An 18,133-nucleotide genomic window follows, 5' to 3' on the forward strand; every position below is an offset into this window, starting at 1 on the left:
TGATATCATGAGCTTTTCCGGGACTCCGATCATCTTTATAGCACAGCAAAATTCTCTATACTATTCATTTGCTATTGAAACGGCTACTTTGAGGGGGAGCAACCCGCTTTCTCAATAACAAAAAAGTGTGCGCCCCGACCGCTAATCGTCTGAGGTGCACACTTTTTTTGTATTTAGAAAATATTTACTGTCTTGCTGGCTGTCAGAATCATACCCACGATTTTGTGACCCTAATATAAAGGCGTTTAGCGATTTCAATGGCAATCAAGTAACACAAGACAATGCCGGCAAACCAGAACCAGTAATTATTCGGCAATTGAACAAATTCAAAGACTTCTCGAATCGGCGACAAAACAATTGCTAGACCTGCGGCAATTGCTCCAACACTAGATAGCAGCACCGGCAATGAAGCAATACTTTGAATGAAGGGGATTTTTCTCGTACGCACCATATGAACGACTAACGTTTGCGTCGTCAACCCTACGACAAACCAGCCTGTTTGGAAAAGTTGCTGTTGAGCGACAGTATCTGCGTGAAAAACAAACCACATCACGAGAAATGTGAGAATGTCAAAAATTGAACTCACCGGCCCAATGGTAACGGTAAACTTAAACAAATCACGAATCTCCCAACGAACTGGACGTGCCAACTCTTCTTCATCTACGTTGTCCCAAGGAATCGCTAACTGAGCCATATCGTAAATCAGGTTTTGCACGAGCAGTTGAATGGAAATCATCGGTAGAAACGGTAGAAATGCGCTGGCTACCAGAATAGAAAAGACATTGCCGAAATTAGAAGAAATGGTAAATTTGATATATTTCATCATATTGCTGAAGACTTTTCTACCCTCTAGTACACCTGTTTCCAACACATTCAAAGATTTTTCCAAAAGAATAATCGAACTAGCGTCTTTGGTGATATCTGCTGCTGTATCAACCGAGATGCCGACATCCGCTTTTCTGAGAGCCGGTGCGTCGTTGATTCCGTCTCCCATGAAACCTACTGTATGGCCCTTTCTCTGAAGGATTTCAATGATACGAGACTTTTGCATCGGATCGAGTTTGGCATAGAGATTGGTTTCGTCGACTGTTGCCATCAGTTCTTCATCTGACATCTTTTCGATATCTGCGCCCAGCAAACTCGTAGTTACATTGATTCCTACATCTTGACAAACTTTTTTAGCGACAATCTGATTGTCGCCGGTCAGTACTTTCACCGTAACCCCATGCTGATGAAGTGACTTAATGGCAGTAATAGCCGATGTTTTGGCAGGATCCAGAAAACCCATAAACCCGATCAAAATCATTTCATTTTCATCTTCAACAGAATAGGTAGCATCTGAATGTGCGTCACGACGAATTGCTACAGTAATCACCCGCATGCCTTGTTCATTCATCCGCTGGTTTACCTGTCGCATTTCTTGGCGCAAGGTATCAGTCAATTCCGTGATTTTGCCGTCGATTTCTACATATCGGCAAACCTGCTCCATCTCTTCCACTGCACCTTTAGTAATCATGATTTGATGTCCATCTGCCTTGACTACTACCGTCAAACGCCGTCGAGAAAAGTCAAAGGGAATCTCATCAATTTTAACCACATCTGAAAATGGCAAGTGTTGTTTCTTTTCACCATAGTAATTGATCACGGCAATATCCATCAGGTTTTTCCATCCCGTCTGGTAAAAAGAATTTAAGTAGGCCATATCCAACACCTGTTGATTTTCAGTACCTAAAGGGTCGAGATGTTGCACTAAGACCACTCGATCTTCTGTGATAGTTCCTGTCTTGTCGGTACACAATACATCCATTGCCCCTAAGTTTTGGATTGAAGGAAGCTCCTTAACAATGACTTTCTGCTTAGATAATGCCAACGCTCCTTTGGCAAGGTTACTGGTAACAATCATCGGCAGCATTTCCGGTGTCAAACCTACCGCAACCGCAATCGCAAAGAAAAAAGCAGAGCTCCAGTCACCTTTAGTCAAACCATTGATCAAAAAGACAACCGGGAACAAAACCATGACCATGCGTAAAAGCAGTTGGCTAACTTTCTTCAAGCCGACATCAAACGCCGTACTTCCTCTTTTAGTAGTAGCATTCTTAGCGATATCGCCAAAAAAAGTGTCCTGACCAGTCTTTAAAATGATAGCTTTTCCCTGCCCGCTCAAAACATCTGTCCCCATGAAAACCAAATCCTGAAACTCGATTGCCGATGAATCAGCCCCTGCAGACGTCTGGCTACGAACAAATTTTTCCACTGGCATGGATTCACCAGTCAACGAAGACTGATTAACAAAGAGGTCTTTGGTCCAGATTAAAACGGCATCTGCAGGAATCATATCCCCTGTTGCCAATGTGATAATATCGCCGGGGACTACTTCGTCCATTGGGATTTCTCGTGTAACACCACCTCGGGTCACCGCTGTCGTGTTTTCAATCAATTCTTTTAAAGCGAGACTTGCTTTTTGTGAACGGTATTCCTGAACGAAAGTGATTCCCGCGCTGGCTAAAATCATAATTCCCATTACAGCAGCTGCTTCAAAGTCACCGGTAGCTGCTGAAACTATCATCAACAATGCCAATACTAAAACAAAGGGGTCTTTGAATGCCCCCAGAAACAAAAGCCACGCCGGTGTTGGCTTTTGAGCGTTTACCTCGTTCGGACCGTATTCTTCTAAGCGTTCTTGTGCATCTTCAGCCGAAAGACCTTTCAAAGAGGTTCTCAACTCCATCAAAAGTTCCCGTTCGGACAAAAGTGCTAATTTTTTCAATTCTGTATCTTTGGACAATGCTTTTTTGTTCAACATGTTTGTTCCTCCTTCTCTTATCGGCAAGCTTTTGTCAAAAAAAGCTCTCCGAAGACTGAAGAAGGTGCCCCTCCCTCAGCCATACGTGTTCAGTTGTAGTGGTTCGGGACTGGGTGCTTCCATGTTCATCATCCTTTCTTTCATACCTTTTTTGCCTTTTACCTCTTGGTAAGTTGTACTTGTGAGTGGCACGTAGTCTAATTCACACTTTAAAATTTATCATATAAATATTTTTCTGATGATAAAGATAGCTATATATGATAAAATTACAAAATCAGAATAAACTAAAAAACGCGCACTCCACAATGAGCGCGCGAAAAATACAACGTCTGTTCATCGTAGAGCTTTAGCACTATAGGGCGTAGATAACAAAAAGTTATCAGCTGCTTTATGGATGACCTTCACGACCATCCCTGTTCTACCATCTAAGGGTCTCTCGATCCTTTCGCGGCAGCAGCCTGTGTCCAAATAGGAGCCTCACCTAACAATTATTTACTTACAGTCTCATCATAGCCCGATTCTACGAAAGGGTCAACCCCTCTTTTCAGAAATTTTCAAAAGGAGCAAAAACAGCATGGATTTTCGAAGCATTCTAACCAAGCAGCACCAACGTGATCTAAAAATATTGGACTTTTTTTATAGAAATGAATTTATTGTTGATGAGCTACGGTTGCAAAAAAAGTTTGCACTTTCTACCAGTTTGATGCATAAAAATCTGTCTCGTCTCGCTGATTGCTGTCCTGGCCTTGATTTTACTCGCAGCAATGGCAATTACCAGATGTCCTTTATGAATACCCTAGGATACGATGCCTTATGCCGAGTCTATTTGTCAAAAACTAAAGAAGTCAAATTGATGCAGCACCTCTTTTTAGAGGACTGCCAAACTCAGACAGATTGTGCTGACGCTGTTTTTCTCAGTGTATCTCATACCAATCGAATCCTACTTAAAATCCAGAAAATGTTTTCTGATCACGACATCGCTTTGATAAACAAACCGATGCGCCTAACAGGGAATGAACGGTTTATCCGCCATTTTTACACCCAGTTTTTTTCTGAAACCGGCGGACCACCTGAAGCGCTCTCTTTTATTGAAAGCCCACAATTACATACTATCGATACTCTTTTGACAAAATTTTTGAAACATCACAAAATTCCCGAAAATCATTACCGACATACCAAACTGTTGCTTTCTATGATGATAGGTTGGTATCGTAATCATCATGGCCATCAGCTTTTTGAAAATACATGGCAGCATCCTTATTTTGAAGATCCAGCAACTTTTTTGGCAGCCGAATCCCAAACGATGACTGCCGACCTCTTTTCCAAGAGAGACCGCAACTGCCTTCAACTGAATCATGCAGATCTTTTTTGGCTGTGCTATTCCAACTGCTATTTGTTGTCTTCAGAACATTATCATCAGGCGATAGCAACTGACAGCGAATTTTGCCAATTAAAAGAACGCATCGCCAGATTTCTTTACCAAATCGTTTGGCAACAACAGCTGTCATACACTGAGCATCAGCTAGAGGATATTTTGTCCCGCTTTCTTCAGGAAAACACTGCCTTTCGGACCAACAGTGATTTTGTACGGATTTTTCGTCATCCGACAGACAGTTTTCTGAGCCGCGCAGCTGATTTTTACCCTTACGGAACTAGCCAGATTAAACAAGACTTGGCAGCTTTTCTCGCTAAAGAATCCTTGGAAATTTCTTGTCAAGCACAAGATTATCTACTGTTTTCACTTATGAAAGAGCTGCCGGAAATCATCTATGGAACCATTGCATTGCGAATTCTAGTGATGAGTGATCTCACCGACAATCATGATGAACACATGGCTGTCAAATTGCAGCAATTATTGGGTCGCAATATCACGTTTGAAACCATGCCTGCTGCCTATTTATCCAAAGACGATCTCAATATTTATCTAGGAAATTTCGATTTAATCATCTCGACTTTTTCTCCGGATATTGCCCTGAAGCACCATCCTTTTTACCTGACAGACCCCTTCATGAATTTCGTCACTTTTGACCAACTGCATCACAAATTGCAACAGCTTCGACAAGAAAAAGTACTTTGGAAGCTTGAGGACGCGGCCTTTGCTGTGGCAGCCTCGCCAGCTATCTCAGCACCTGCCTACTAACAACAGCTCAGATTTCAGCTCTTCATTTTTGAGTCACAAAAAAACACCGACTTCCGGCTTGATGACAGCTCTCTTCATCAAAACCAGTAGATCGGTGTTTATTTAGTTAATTAGATTGTATCGCCGTTAAAGATCGAGTTTTTCACGATCACATAATCGACTTTGCGGATGGCTTCCAGATCTTTTCCGCCGGCATAAGAAATCGACGACTGTAAGTCCTGCTGCATTTCCACCAAAGTGTCCCACAATGAACCTTTGTAAGGAATCCAGATTTTTTTACCTTCTACGTTTTTCTTTTCGCCTTTTTGGAACTCAGAAGCAGAACCGAAGTATTCTTTGTAAACTACGCCGTTTTCCACTTTCGTTTCACCAGGCGATTCTTCGTGACCGGCAAACAAGGAACCAATCATAACCATTGTTGCCCCAAAACGTACAGATTTTGCAATATCGCCGTGGGTTCGAATCCCACCATCAGCGATGATTGGTTTACGTGCAGCTTTGGCACACCAACGCACAGCAGCCAACTGCCAACCCCCGGTCCCAAAACCGGTTTTGATTTTAGTAATACAAACTTTACCAGGTCCGATTCCGACTTTTGTTGCATCGGCTCCGGCATTTTCCAATTCCCGAACTGCTTCAGGCGTGCCTACATTGCCGGCAATGACAAAGGTTTCCGGCAATTGTTTTTTGATGTGTTGGATCATCTCGATAACGCTGTTGGAATGACCATGGGCAATATCAATCGTGATATAGTCTGGCACCAGCTCTTGTTTGGCCAATTCATCGACAAAATCATATTCCTCAGGTTTAACCCCAACACTGATTGAGCTGATCAAGCCCCGTTCTTTCATTCGTTTAACAAAGGGAATCCGGCCAGCTTCGTCAAAACGGTGCATGATATAAAAATAGTTGTTTTCCGCCAAAAATTCAGCAATTTTCTCGTCAATAATCGTCTGCATATTGGCAGGTACCACTGGCATCCGGAAAGTGTGTTTCCCCAGGGTTACGCTCGTGTCGCATTGCGAGCGGCTGGTCACAATACATTTATTCGGAATCAACTGGATATCTTCATAATCAAAAACTTTCATATCAAACATGCTGTCCATCCTCCATGAAAATACTCATATTAGGGCTGTCGGTTTTTACTTCCGGCGCCCATAGTACTTTAGCGCAGAATATTTGGGAAAGCAACTATATTTTCTCGATTCTTAAGCCAATACAAAAAGAACGTTCGGGTTTTCCGAACGTTCTTTAGAAACTCCTACTAAAATCAAGGCAAATCGTTTCCTGCTGCCAAGTAGATCCCATACCAATCTTCCCGGGAAAGCTGGACATTTGCAGCCTTGGCGATTTCTTCAATCCGACTCGGGGTCATAGTCCCTGCGATCACCTGCATATTTGCCGGATGACGCAAAATCCAGGCAGAGGCAATTCCAGTAGGTGTCGTTTGATATTTTTCTGCCATTTCCACAAGCTTCTGATTTAGCTCAGGAAACTTTTCATTACCGATAAAAACACCTTCAAAAAAGCCGTACTGATAAGGTGACCAAGCTTGAATCGTCATATCGTTCATTCGTGAAAATTCTAAAACACCGTCGTCATGATCGACACTTCGGGAATCTGTCATATTCACATGAAGCCCGAAATCCACCATCCCGGTATGCATCACCCCAAACTGCAGCTGATTGATGATTAGCGGCTGCCGTACATATTTTTGCAAAAGTTCGATTTGGCGGGAATACTGGTTGCTGACACCGAAATATTTGACTTTTCCCTGCGCCTCCAATTGATCAAAGGCAGCGGCAACCTCTTCTGGCTCCATCAGCGTATCTGGACGATGCAATAACAAGCTGTCCAAGTAATCCACTTGCAATCGTTTCAGACTTCCTTCAACTGCTTCGATGATGTGTTCTTTGGAAAAATCAAACATCACGCCGGGAACAATCCCGCATTTTGATTGAATGAACATATCTTCCCGCTTATAGTCAGTTTTCTTAAAAGCTTGGGCAAAAATTTCTTCGCATTCGCCGCCACCATAAATATCCGCGTGATCAAAAAAGTTGATCCCGTTTTCCACAGCTGTTTGTATGACTGCCACCGGATCTTTTGCTTGGGTGATACGCATACACCCCAGAATAATACTTGATGCACCTACTTCATTTGGACCGAGATTGACCTGTTTCATGACAAACCTCCTAATAAATTATTGACACTAACAGTGTACCACATCTTTAGAAAGCGTTGACAGCTTTTGATTGCGTACTTCTGGTTGCTTTTTTGGAGGCCCACTCTCTTTATGGCTATTTTTTCTTTGATTGAAGCACAAAAGACGCAGCTTGCTTTTCCAAAGCTGCCTGCAGATTTCCAGGGCAAAGCAGATGCCAGGCATCCAACGACCTATCTGAAAATCTATAAACAAACTTTGCTGCTCAAACTGCGTCTAGTAAAAGACAATCCCCGTTACTTTTTCATTTTTACTTTAATGCGCGATGACCAATATCCTTGCGGTAAAACATCCCCGTCAGTTTTGCCGCTGCCAATGCCCGGTAGACTTTTTCTTGCGCTTCCGGCAGGTTTTCACCTTCTGCTTCTACTAGAAAAAGCCGTCCACCGGCAGCCACCAGCTGTCCAGCTGTCTCAGAAACCCCTGCATAATAAACGGTAACTTCAGGATCCTCGATTAATGGAATCGGCCGCCCCTTTTCATAAGTTCCAGGATATCCGTCAGCGGCAACTACCACACCAAAAGCTGCGTTGTCTGCCCATTCGATAACCGGTTTTTCATCAGCTAACAACGCTGAAATAATTGCTGCCAAACTGCTTTTTAAGCGCGGCAGGACAACTTGGGTCTCGGGATCACCAAAGCGCGCATTGAACTCAATAACTTTCGGTCCTTTTTCAGTTGCAATCAGTCCGGCGTATAAGATTCCCGTAAAAGGAGTACCGTTAGCAATCATCCCTTTGGCAGCAGGAATCAAAATTCTCTGAACAGCCTCATCTACCATCTCTTGAGGAATCTGGGGAACCGGAGAATAGGCTCCCATGCCGCCAGTGTTGGGACCTTTATCGCCATCGAAAGCGCGCTTATGGTCTTGCGAGATCACCATTGGGTAAACTTTGTCACGACGGACGAAAGCCAACAATGAAAATTCTTCTCCAGCAAGAAATTCTTCGACTACCACCCGGGCACCGCTTGCACCAAATTTGTTGTCCTCAAGCATTTCTGACAGTGCAGCGATGGCTTGCGGCACTGTTTCTGCTACTACCACACCCTTACCTGCTGCTAGACCGTCCGCTTTAATGACGATCGGGGCACCTTGCGCTTCAACGTAGGCCTTGGCTTTGGCAAAATCCGTAAATGTCTGATAAGCCCCAGTAGGGATGGCATTTTTCACCATCAGCTGTTTAGCAAAATCCTTTGAGCCTTCGATCATTGCCGCATCTTTTGAAGGTCCAAATGCTTTTAAGCCGGCGGACTCGAAAGCATCAACCAAGCCAGCAGCAAGAGGAGCTTCTGGGCCAACAAAAGTCCAGTCGACTGCTTGTTCTTTAGCAAAAGCAAGTAAACCAGCCTGATCGTTTTCTGCTACAGGTACCACTTCAATGCCATCTTTTTTCATACCAGGATTTCCTGGCGCACAAAACACCTGAGTGACCGTGGCGTCTTCTGCCAGCTTCTTAGCGATGGCGTGTTCCCGACCACCTGAACCGATTACCAGCAATTTCATATGGAAATTTCTCCTTTATTGTCAAAAATTTGGGCGAACAAACAATCTGTCTCTGGCAAAAAAGAACAGGCCAGATTTCCCAGTTCATAAAAGTTTAAGCAACGCTTTGCAGGCACCTAATTAGTGGCGGAAATGACGGACCCCTGTAAAGACCATCGCAATCCCCGCTGCATCAGCTGCATCAATGGACTGTTGGTCTTTGATACTGCCACCTGGTTGAACAATCGCTTTGATTTTATGGGCAGCAGCATACTCAACGCTATCTCCCATCGGAAAGAAAGCATCTGATGCCAAGACTGCGCCATCCATCTTGCCTGCCTCTTCGGCTTGTTGAATAGCGATTTTCACAGAACCCACACGATTCATCTGGCCGGCGCCGATTCCCACGGTTTGATGGCCGTTTGCCAAGACGATAGCGTTGGATTTCACATGTTTAACGGCTTTCCAAGCAAAACTTAAAGCCGCCAGTTCTTCTGCTGTCGGTTGTCGTTTGGTGACGACTTCCCAACTTTCAGGAGCTTCATTCAAAATGTCCTGGTCTTGTAGCAATAAGCCACCCAACACGGAAACTTTTTCAGGGGCCTGACTGCTTTTCTTTTCTGAAAAGTCCAGTGTCATCAACCGCAGATTCTTCTTGCTGCTTAACAGTTGCAAGGCTTCAGGTGTAAATGAAGGGGCGATAATAATTTCTAAAAACAGCTGATGCATTTTTTCAGCAGTCGGCAAATCGATTTCACGATTGGCCACTAAAATCCCGCCAAAGATGGAGACTGGATCGGCATTGTAGGCAAAATCGTAGGCTTTTTCAATCGTCTCACCGGTACCGATCCCACAAGGATTCATATGTTTCAAAGCTACGACAGTTGGTGCCTCGAACTCGCGAGCAATACGAATCGCAGCGTCGGCATCTTTGATATTGTTATAGGACAATTCTTTACCGTGAAGCTGTTTTGCCGCAGCAATAGAATAAGAAGCCGGCAGCGCATCTTGATAAAACGCGGCCTGTTGATGGCTATTTTCACCGTAGCGCAGCTCTTGTTTCAAATCATACGTCAATGTTAGTTTTTCCGGATGCTCTTCGCCTACTAATTCAGTCATGTAGCCGGCAATCAGTGCATCGTAAGCTGCCGTATGACGGAAAACTTTAGCTGCGAGGTATTTCCGTGTGGCAAGCGTAGTTTCCCCCGAGGTTTTCAGCTCCTCTAATACTTTGGCGTAATCTTTAGGATCCACCACCACAACGACAGAGGCAAAGTTTTTAGCAGCCGAACGCAGCATTGACGGCCCACCAATATCAATATTTTCGATCGCCTCAGCTTCAGTTACACCAGCTTTTTGAATGGTCTCTTTGAAGGGATAGAGATTGACCACTACGACATCAATCGGTGTAATATCATGGGCTTTCATCGCATCCAGATGGCTTTTAAGATCTCGTCGACCCAACAGTCCTCCGTGGATCAATGGATGCAAGGTTTTGACCCGCCCATCCATCATTTCTGGAAATCCAGTAACTTCTTCAATAGCGATTGTTTCAATTCCAGCGTCTTCCAAGGCTTTTTTTGTGCCACCAGTGGAGATAATCTCCAATCCTGCAGCCAAGAGTCCTTGCGCCAATTCGACAATCCCGGTTTTATCGGATACACTGACAAGTGCTCGTTTTTTCATGCATGCTGTCCCCTTTTTAGTTATGATTATTCGTTTTTGATCCTAAGATTACTCTGCCTCTGCAAACAATCTTTTCAATACCGCCGGATAAAGCTTGTGCTCTACCTGGTGGATTTTTGTTTCTAAGCTGTCGAGGGTTTCGTTTTCATCAATTGTTACTGCCTCTTGTGCAATAATGGGACCGGTGTCGACACCCTTATCGACGAAATGAACAGTTACGCCAGTGATTTTTACGCCGTATTCAAACGCATCCTTGATTCCGTGCAGCCCGGGAAACGATGGCAACAGCGAAGGATGAATATTGACGATTCCCTCAGGAAAAGCCGCAATCAATTCTTCACCCAATATGCGCATATACCCAGCTAAAACCAGATAATCGATTTGTTCATCTTTCAACATTTGCAATAGCGCTTTTTCGTAGCCAGCCTTTCCTCCATGTTCTTTGACGGTGAATGTCTTTGTCGGAACCTTATGCTCTTTAGCCCGGTGCAGCACATACGCATCCGGTTTGTCGGAAAAGACCAGAGCCAATTCACCATGAAGGTCACCGGCTTCATAAGCTGTGACGATTGCTTCAAAATTACTGCCGTTTCCAGAGGCTAAGATTGCAAACCTCATTGGCCCTCACCTTTGATCGTAATCACCTGCGCTGAATTTTCTGTAACGATACCCAGTTCATAGCAAGGTTCATTCAACTCAGCCAACACCTCTTTCACAGTCGCCACTTTTTCAGGCGCAACCGCCAAGACCATGCCAATTCCCATATTGAAGATTTCATACATTTCTTCATGGGGAATATTGCCGTAAGCTTCCAAGGCCTTGAACACAGCCGGTACTGGCCAGCTGCCGACAGTGATTTTTGCTGCCAGACCTTCTGGTAACATGCGGGGAATATTTTCCACAAAACCGCCGCCGGTAATATGAGCGATCCCATTTACCAAACTTTTCTTGACTAATGGCAACAATTGTTTCACATAGATGCGGGTTGGTGTCAGCAAAACCTCTCCCAGCGTTTCTTCGCCAAGTTCCGGCAAGCGGCTGCTGACAGTCATGTCGTTCATTTCAAAAAAAACTTTGCGCACCAGTGAATACCCGTTGGAATGAATACCTGAGGAAGCCAAACCTAAAAGGACATCTCCCGCTTTGATTTTTGCTCCGGTGACCAGCTGTGATTTCTCTGCGATACCTACCGCAAAGCCGGCTAAATCATAATCTTCAGCCGTATACATTCCCGGCATTTCTGCTGTTTCTCCACCAATCAATGCCGCTCCTGCCTGCATGCAGCCTTCAGCAACACCGGCAACTACTTGTTCCAATCTGTCAGGAACGTTTTTACCAGTAGCGATGTAATCGAGAAAATATAATGGTTCTGCTCCCTGCGCTACGATATCATTAACACACATCGCTACACAGTCGATACCAATCGTATCGTGCTTATCAGCTTGAATGGCTACCATCAGCTTGGTTCCGACCCCATCTGTTCCAGAAATCAGCACTGGCTCTTTTACATCAAGCAAGCTGAGGTCAAAACAACCGCCAAAACCGCCAATCACCCCCATAACACCCAAGCGCTCCGTTTTTTTCACATGTTTTTTGATGCGTTCCACTACTTCATAACCGGCATTGACATCGACACCGGCTTTTTGATAGGCATTTGCCATGAATGAAATACTCCTTTTTTGGTCAGCCATCCCTGCTGATCCGGATTTTGATTTGTTTTTTCGTTTATAGATCAAAGAAAGATACTTTTTCTTTTAATGACGCCCGGTACTGCTCTTCGTAATCATACAATGGTGTTGGATAATCGCCATTGAAATAGGCCATGCATAATCCGGAATAAGGTGCATCAAAGTTTAAACCAATCGCAGCAATCAGCCCTTCCTCACTCAGAAAGCTGAGGGAGTCTGCACCAATACATTCACAGATTTCTGCAACTGAATGATTGGCAGCAATCAATTCTTTACGGGTCTGGATATCAATGCCGTAAAAGCACGGGTATTTCAAAGGTGGCGAAGCGATACGAACGTGGACTTCTTTCGCGCCGGCTTCTTTAAGTAGTTGTACGATTCGACGGCTGGTGGTCCCTCTTACGATAGAATCATCCACCATAATCACTTTTTTACCTTCCACTACCCCACGAACAGCTGAAAGCTTCATGCGTACACCTTGCTCCCGGAGCTCCTGGGTCGGTTGGATAAACGTGCGGGCGATGTACTGGTTTTTAACCAGACCTAACTCGTAAGGAATCCCTGAAGCTTCTGCATAACCGCTGGCAGCTGAAAGAGAAGAGTTCGGCACACCGATAACCATATCGGCGTCAACGGGAGCTTCCTTAGAAAGAATACGCCCCATATTTTTACGGGCAGTATGAACATTCACTCCGGCAATATTAGAATCTGGACGGGCAAAGTAGACATACTCCATCGAGCAAATCGCGTGTTGCGTATCTTCGGTAAACTTATCAACAGTAAAACCATCATCGTTGACAATAATAATTTCGCCAGGCTGAACGTCCCGAACGAATTCTGCACCGATGACTTCCAAAGCACAGGTTTCAGAGGCTATGACATAGGCCCCGTTCTTCATTTGTCCGATCGCCAGTGGACGAAAGCCATTTGCATCCAAGGCTGCAACCATACAATCTTCTCGCATAATGATGTAAGCAAAACCGCCCTTAACTGTGTTCAAAGCTTCTTTTAATTGGTCCAGCCAGTTTTCTGCTTTACTGCGGCGGATCAAATGCATCAGAATTTCAGTATCGGAATTGGAATGGAAAATCGCACCATCACGCTCCAGTTCTTTTCGTAAACTACGGGCATTGGTTAGATTCCCATTATGGGCTAAGCCGCAAGAGCAATCATAGAATTTAAAGAGGAAGGGCTGAATATTGTCAACACTCCCATTTCCAGCCGTGGCGTAGCGGACATGGCCGATAGCAGCTGAACCTTTCAAATTCTCCAAATCACGATCGTCTTTAAAGACTTCTGACAGCAGTCCCAAATCGCGATAGCCATATAATTTCCCCTGATCGTTGGATACGATGCCCGCCCCTTCTTGTCCTCGGTGTTGCAGACTGTGTAAGCCAAAATAAGTGACACGCGCAGCGTCTGGGTGACCCCAGACGCCGAAAATGCCACATTCTTCGTTCAAACTTTTTACTTCATAAGACATGGAATGGCTTCCTCCCATAATTCCTTTGCAGTCGCTGTGGCGATCTGCACTTGGCCGTCATTGGCCGTCATCTGTACTTGACCATCCGCGGTAACTTTCCCGATAAATTGCGCTTTTTCACCAGCTTTGGCTTCAAATTCAGCTTGCTTTTCTGGAGAGACGGATAGCACAAAGCGAGACTGCGTTTCTGAAAATAGCTTTTCTTTTGTCATGTCGACGTTGATCGCCACACCAAACCCATTTTTAAAGGCACTTTCTGCAACAGCTATCGCCAGACCGCCTTCTGCACAGTCGTGGGCACTTTGAATCAGACCTGCTTTAATCACTTCCAAAACCAGATCCTGATTGGCTTTTTCTGTTGCCAGATCAAATGCCATTAATTTGCCTTCAATCCGTCCCAACTGCATTTTTTGAATCTCAGAACCGTTGAAATCTGCCTTCGTTTCACCGATTACATAAATTAAATCCTCTGCTTGTTTGAAATCTTGTGTGGTGATATGAGCGAGCTTTTCAACCAAGCCGACCATGCCAATCATAGGTGTCGGATAAATTGCTTTGCCATCTGTTTCATTATATAAGGAGACATTACCGGAAATAACCGGCGTATCAAGAACTCGGCAAGCTTCAGCAATGCCATCAGCCGAGGTCCATAACTCCCAGAAGCCTTCTGGTTTGTCAGGGGAGCCATAGTTTAAACAATCGGTGATTGCCAATGGTTGACCACCAGAAGCAACGATGTTTCGAGCCGCTTCAGCAACTGCCATCTGTCCGCCAACCTCTGGATTCAAATAAAGATAACGGGCATTACAGTCGGTTGTCATCGCCAGTGCTTTTTCGGTTCCCCGCACGCGTAACACAGCAGCATCTGAACCAGGCAGCACAACCGTATTGGTACGTACTTGCGCATCATATGTTTCGTAGATCATTTTTTTCGAAGCGATTGTCGGTTGCTGCAAGAGCTGCACTAAAGTAGCGGTTGCATCTTCAACAGTCGGTGTAAAATCTGCCATTTCAGCAAATTCTTTGATTCGAGCAGGTTCTTGGTATTCTTTGTAATAGGTTGGTGCATCTTCTGCCAATGCATCCACAGGAAGATTCGCAACTTCTACTCCTTTGTGATACAGGCGGTACAGACCATCACCTGTAACTTCACCAATCGTCACAGCATCTAAGTCATATTTTTGGAACAGCGCTTCTACTTGATCCTCTGCGCCTTTTTTGACACAGATCAGCATCCGCTCTTGTGATTCAGAAAGCATCATCTCATAAGGTGTCATACCTGTTTCTCGTTGTGGAACATCGTCCAGATACAGCTTCAAACCGGAACCCGCTTTCGAAGCCATTTCGGAGCTGGAAGATACCAGACCGGCTGCTCCCATATCCTGGATTCCAACCAAAATATCCGCATGATCCAAAATCAATTCCAGGCAGGCCTCCAACAACAGCTTTTCCATGAAGGGATCGCCGACTTGCACGGCTGAGCGCTGTTGTTCCTCTCCTTCTGAAAATTCTTCTGATGCAAACGTTGCCCCATGAATCCCATCACGACCAGTTTTTGCACCAACATACATGATGGCGTTGCCGACTCCTTTGGCCTGACCTTTTTGAATGTCTTTGTGATCGATTAGACCGACACACATGGCGTTTACCAGTGGATTGCCTTCGTAACAAGGATCAAAAGCCACCTCGCCACCGACTGTCGGAATACCGATACAGTTACCATATCCAGAAATACCTGCTACCACTTCTTCCAAGAGGTATTTGGTACGAGAATTGTCCAGTTCCCCAAAGCGCAAGGAATCCAAAATGGCAATCGGACGGGCGCCCATAGAAAAGATGTCTCGGATAATCCCTCCGACACCAGTTGCAGCTCCTTCATAAGGTTCAACTGCTGACGGGTGATTGTGGCTTTCTGCTTTAAAAACCACTGCTTGGCCGTCACCAATATCCACGATCCCAGCACCTTCACCAGGACCTTGCAAGACTTGCGGGCCGCTAGTCGGAAATTTGCGCAAGACTGGTTTAGAATTTTTATAGGAACAGTGTTCACTCCACATAACTGAAAAGAGACCAGTTTCTGTGTAGTTTGGCAGGCGTCCGAGAATATCCTCGGCAATCATGCGATATTCTTCATCTGTCAGTCCCCATTGCGCGTAGATTTTTTCAGCTTTAATCTGTTGGGGAGTAGGTTCTAAATTCGTCATTTGGTCACAGACACCTTTCCAAAGTTTTTCAGGATTGAAGCAAAGAAGCGTTTTCCGTCAGCTGAGCCCAACAAGTCTTCCATCGCTCGTTCCGGATGCGGCATCATCCCCAAGACGTTGCCTTGTTTATTAATGATACCGGCAATATTTGCTACACTACCGTTGATGTCTTCTTCATAAGTGAACACGATTTGATTATTCGCTTTCAATTCAGCCAAAGTTGCTTCGTCGCAGGTATAGTTTCCTTCTCCGTGGGCCACTGGGATATGGATGATTTCATCTTTTTCATACTCACTGGTAAATCCAGTCTGATTGTTGGCAACCTTCAGCGGCGTCGTTTTACAGATAAAGTGCAAGGATTTATTGCGAATCAAAGCACCTGGTAAAAGCCCCGCTTCAGTCAGCACCTGAAATCCATTACAGGTTCCAAAAACCGGCTTGCCTTCATTTGCAAAGCGGACAACTTCTTTCATGATTGGTGAAAACCGGGCAATCGCGCCACAGCGCAAGTAATCTCCATATGAAAAGCCCCCCGGCAGTAAAACCCCGTCAAAGCCCGCTAATGATTCGGCGTCGTGGCGGACATATTCCGCGTCAGCTGCCATAATGTCTTTGATCGCCCACAGCATATCCATATCGCAGTTGGAACCGGGAAATACGATTACTGCAAATTTCATTAGGCTTCCTCCATCTCCGCGATTTCATAGCGGTAAGTTTCCATATTGACATTTGCCAGCAATTTGTCGCAGATTTCTTCGATTATCATTTCCACCGGACGATCGGATTTGGCGACTTTGATTTCAAAATACTTTCCAATTCGAATCTCTTCAATCGCTTCAAAGCCCATCCGGTGGACAGCACCTTTCACAGCTTCTCCTTGTGGATCCAAAACAGATTCTTTGTAGGTAACATAAACTTTCACGAAATACATGACAGATTTCCTTTCTTTTATGGGGGTTAGTCAGCCAAACGCTGCAGCACTTCTTGATACACCGGAACCAGATCTCCTAGATCACGGCGGTAAATATCCTTATCTAAATGTTCTTGCGTTTTCATATCCCAAAGCCGGCAAGTATCCGGGGAGATTTCATCCGCTAGTAAGATTCCGCCATTTGTATCGCGACCAACTTCAATCTTGAAATCAATCAGACGAATCTCAGCCTTTTGGAAAAGAGTACGCAACGCGTCGTTGACTCTCTTTGCCAACGCCTTGATTTCTTGGATTTCTTCCGTAGTAGCAATAGACAGCACGCGAACGTGATCGTCATTGATAAACGGATCATCCAATCGGTCTTCCTTAAAATAAAACTCCACAATAGGGAAAGCCAGCGAGGTCCCCTCTGGAATCGCCAGTCGTTTTGAAAAGCTGCCTGCTGCAGTATTACGGACAACGACTTCTAGAGGAATAATGCTTACGGATTCGACTAATTGTTCGGTTTTTGATATTTTTTCGATAAAATGAGAAGGAATTCCTTCGTCTTTCAAGCGGTCAAAAATCAAACTGGTAATTTGATTGTTCAACGCACCTTTCCCGCTAACAGCATCTTTCTTTGCGCCGTTCAAAGCAGTTGCCTGATCCAGGTATTCTACCCACAAAACACCGTCTTCATCCGTTTTGTAAAGCTTTTTGGCTTTGCCTTCATAGAGCAATTCCTTCTTTTCCATCCTGCACCCCTCTAAATTAACGATCTTTATACACAAGCGCCTTAATGTTCGCCTTTTGTTGTGTTTATTTTAACAAGCCAGTCTATGAGGGTCAACCCGATTCTTTATATTAAAGCTATCAAAAACATTTATTGTTCGGAATTTAAAGAAAGTCATGATGTGATTCTCTTATCCTTCTTCTTTTTTCAGCAACTCCAAGTCTTTACGCCAGCTCATTTTTATTTACACAAGAGTTTCTATTGTGAACACATTTTTTAAAAACCATCTGGTAATCGTTTACATAATTATCTTTTTTTGTTATATTAGTCACGTATCAGACGTGACTTGGGAGGCCTGTGTATGTTAGAGCAACAATTGTCCATCGAGCATTTTCTGAATCCTTTGTCCCTCGAAGAAAAACGGGACTTGTTCAACGATCTTCTGGCTGTCGAAGCGGTCTATCAGCAAAACAGGAAGACAAGCTTCTACACCTTTCGCAAATTTCGTCAGGCCAGTCGCCGCCATGTAGAGTGTCGCAAACGCACCCTGCAATTTCGTAATCAGCGAAATGACGAGTTGGTGATCACTCAGATCCACGAACAGCACCTATTTAAAAACCATTACCACTTCAAAGTCTTCTTTAATATGGAGGAACAATCCTTTGAATTCGTTGAGTTGTTACTAGACAGCTTGCGAAAAGAACAGATGCGTTATTACAGCAGCAAAACCGCTTTTGCCTAAACCATACAAAAAGCCTTGAAAACAAGACTCAACAGAC

General features: G+C 44.5%; 14 protein-coding genes and 1 riboswitch. Of the genes, 2 read left to right on the plus strand and 12 right to left on the minus strand.

The window, feature by feature from the left end:
• Window positions 1–208: 208 nt before the first annotated feature.
• The gene (gene mgtA, locus ACOMA8_RS11090) at window positions 209–2,803 is read right to left on the minus strand and encodes a magnesium-translocating P-type ATPase (RefSeq protein WP_161899682.1); all 2,595 of its coding nucleotides are present in this window, start codon (window positions 2,801–2,803) and stop codon (window positions 209–211) included.
• A gap of 324 nt (window positions 2,804–3,127) precedes the next feature.
• A riboswitch (M-box (ykoK) riboswitch) is annotated at window positions 3,128–3,299 on the minus strand.
• 78 nt (window positions 3,300–3,377) lie between these two features.
• Between mgtA and ACOMA8_RS11095 the strand changes: the two genes are divergently transcribed.
• Window positions 3,378–4,943 (plus strand): AcpB/EbpR/MafR family transcriptional regulator, encoded by a 1,566-nt coding sequence (locus tag ACOMA8_RS11095; RefSeq protein ID WP_421370772.1) that lies wholly within the window; start codon window positions 3,378–3,380, stop codon window positions 4,941–4,943.
• A 110-nt stretch (window positions 4,944–5,053) separates the two neighbouring features.
• Here the strand turns inward: ACOMA8_RS11095 and guaC are convergent, their stop codons facing one another.
• The 11 genes from guaC to purC form a co-directional block, all read right to left on the minus strand.
• Window positions 5,054–6,031 carry a GMP reductase gene (gene guaC, locus ACOMA8_RS11100; protein WP_421370837.1) on the minus strand — a complete coding sequence of 326 codons (978 nt, stop codon included), beginning with the start codon at window positions 6,029–6,031 and terminating at the stop codon, window positions 5,054–5,056.
• Between the two features lie 182 nt (window positions 6,032–6,213).
• Window positions 6,214–7,128 (minus strand): aldo/keto reductase, encoded by a 915-nt coding sequence (locus tag ACOMA8_RS11105; protein ID WP_421370773.1) that lies wholly within the window; start codon window positions 7,126–7,128, stop codon window positions 6,214–6,216.
• A gap of 289 nt (window positions 7,129–7,417) precedes the next feature.
• Entirely contained in the window at window positions 7,418–8,671 is a 1,254-nt protein-coding gene (gene purD / locus ACOMA8_RS11110) for a phosphoribosylamine--glycine ligase (RefSeq protein ID WP_421370775.1), read from the minus strand.
• Window positions 8,672–8,791: 120 nt separating this feature from the next.
• On the minus strand, window positions 8,792–10,336 hold the full coding sequence (gene purH, locus ACOMA8_RS11115) for a bifunctional phosphoribosylaminoimidazolecarboxamide formyltransferase/IMP cyclohydrolase (protein WP_421370777.1): 1,545 nt from the start codon (window positions 10,334–10,336) through the stop codon (window positions 8,792–8,794).
• A gap of 48 nt (window positions 10,337–10,384) precedes the next feature.
• Window positions 10,385–10,954 (minus strand): phosphoribosylglycinamide formyltransferase, encoded by a 570-nt coding sequence (gene purN, locus ACOMA8_RS11120; RefSeq protein WP_421370779.1) that lies wholly within the window; start codon window positions 10,952–10,954, stop codon window positions 10,385–10,387.
• A complete protein-coding gene (gene purM / locus ACOMA8_RS11125; protein WP_421370781.1) occupies window positions 10,951–11,997 on the minus strand; it encodes a phosphoribosylformylglycinamidine cyclo-ligase in 1,047 nt (348 codons plus the stop codon). Before purM ends, purN begins: the two co-directional genes overlap by 4 nt.
• Before the next feature lie 64 nt (window positions 11,998–12,061).
• Window positions 12,062–13,507 (minus strand): amidophosphoribosyltransferase, encoded by a 1,446-nt coding sequence (gene purF / locus ACOMA8_RS11130; RefSeq protein WP_161899674.1) that lies wholly within the window; start codon window positions 13,505–13,507, stop codon window positions 12,062–12,064.
• On the minus strand, window positions 13,492–15,711 hold the full coding sequence (gene purL, locus ACOMA8_RS11135) for a phosphoribosylformylglycinamidine synthase subunit PurL (protein WP_161899673.1): 2,220 nt from the start codon (window positions 15,709–15,711) through the stop codon (window positions 13,492–13,494). Before purL ends, purF begins: the two co-directional genes overlap by 16 nt.
• On the minus strand, window positions 15,708–16,388 hold the full coding sequence (gene purQ / locus ACOMA8_RS11140) for a phosphoribosylformylglycinamidine synthase subunit PurQ (RefSeq protein ID WP_161899672.1): 681 nt from the start codon (window positions 16,386–16,388) through the stop codon (window positions 15,708–15,710). The genes purL and purQ overlap by 4 nt, the downstream gene beginning before the upstream one ends.
• Window positions 16,388–16,642, minus strand: a complete 255-nt coding sequence (gene purS / locus ACOMA8_RS11145; protein ID WP_161899671.1) for a phosphoribosylformylglycinamidine synthase subunit PurS — start codon at window positions 16,640–16,642, stop codon at window positions 16,388–16,390. Before purS ends, purQ begins: the two co-directional genes overlap by 1 nt.
• Before the next feature lie 26 nt (window positions 16,643–16,668).
• The gene (gene purC, locus ACOMA8_RS11150) at window positions 16,669–17,376 is read right to left on the minus strand and encodes a phosphoribosylaminoimidazolesuccinocarboxamide synthase (protein ID WP_421370784.1); all 708 of its coding nucleotides are present in this window, start codon (window positions 17,374–17,376) and stop codon (window positions 16,669–16,671) included.
• 339 nt (window positions 17,377–17,715) lie between these two features.
• Between purC and ACOMA8_RS11155 the strand changes: the two genes are divergently transcribed.
• Complete coding sequence (locus tag ACOMA8_RS11155; RefSeq protein WP_161899669.1) at window positions 17,716–18,096, plus strand: hypothetical protein; 381 nt, start codon at window positions 17,716–17,718, stop codon at window positions 18,094–18,096.
• Window positions 18,097–18,133 lie beyond the last annotated feature (37 nt).

The organism is Enterococcus infantis, from assembly GCF_049166715.1.
GTDB classification, from domain to species: domain Bacteria; phylum Bacillota; class Bacilli; order Lactobacillales; family Enterococcaceae; genus Enterococcus_C; species Enterococcus_C leclercqii.

What these genes read in the sequence shown, in the direction of transcription:
- guaC (WP_421370837.1), bottom strand. Translation starts at nt 6,031, where the DNA reads ATGAAAGTTTTTGATTATGAAGATATCCAGTTGATTCCGAATAAATGT.
- purD (WP_421370775.1), bottom strand. Translation starts at nt 8,671, where the DNA reads ATGAAATTGCTGGTAATCGGTTCAGGTGGTCGGGAACACGCCATCGCT.
- purM (WP_421370781.1), bottom strand. Translation starts at nt 11,997, where the DNA reads ATGGCAAATGCCTATCAAAAAGCCGGTGTCGATGTCAATGCCGGTTAT.
- purL (WP_161899673.1), bottom strand. Translation starts at nt 15,711, where the DNA reads ATGACGAATTTAGAACCTACTCCCCAACAGATTAAAGCTGAAAAAATC.
- purS (WP_161899671.1), bottom strand. Translation starts at nt 16,642, where the DNA reads ATGTATTTCGTGAAAGTTTATGTTACCTACAAAGAATCTGTTTTGGAT.
- purQ (WP_161899672.1), bottom strand. Translation starts at nt 16,388, where the DNA reads ATGAAATTTGCAGTAATCGTATTTCCCGGTTCCAACTGCGATATGGAT.
- ACOMA8_RS11095 (WP_421370772.1), top strand. Translation starts at nt 3,378, where the DNA reads ATGGATTTTCGAAGCATTCTAACCAAGCAGCACCAACGTGATCTAAAA.
- purH (WP_421370777.1), bottom strand. Translation starts at nt 10,336, where the DNA reads ATGAAAAAACGAGCACTTGTCAGTGTATCCGATAAAACCGGGATTGTC.
- purN (WP_421370779.1), bottom strand. Translation starts at nt 10,954, where the DNA reads ATGAGGTTTGCAATCTTAGCCTCTGGAAACGGCAGTAATTTTGAAGCA.
- ACOMA8_RS11155 (WP_161899669.1), top strand. Translation starts at nt 17,716, where the DNA reads ATGTTAGAGCAACAATTGTCCATCGAGCATTTTCTGAATCCTTTGTCC.
- purC (WP_421370784.1), bottom strand. Translation starts at nt 17,376, where the DNA reads ATGGAAAAGAAGGAATTGCTCTATGAAGGCAAAGCCAAAAAGCTTTAC.
- ACOMA8_RS11105 (WP_421370773.1), bottom strand. Translation starts at nt 7,128, where the DNA reads ATGAAACAGGTCAATCTCGGTCCAAATGAAGTAGGTGCATCAAGTATT.
- mgtA (WP_161899682.1), bottom strand. Translation starts at nt 2,803, where the DNA reads ATGTTGAACAAAAAAGCATTGTCCAAAGATACAGAATTGAAAAAATTA.
- purF (WP_161899674.1), bottom strand. Translation starts at nt 13,507, where the DNA reads ATGTCTTATGAAGTAAAAAGTTTGAACGAAGAATGTGGCATTTTCGGC.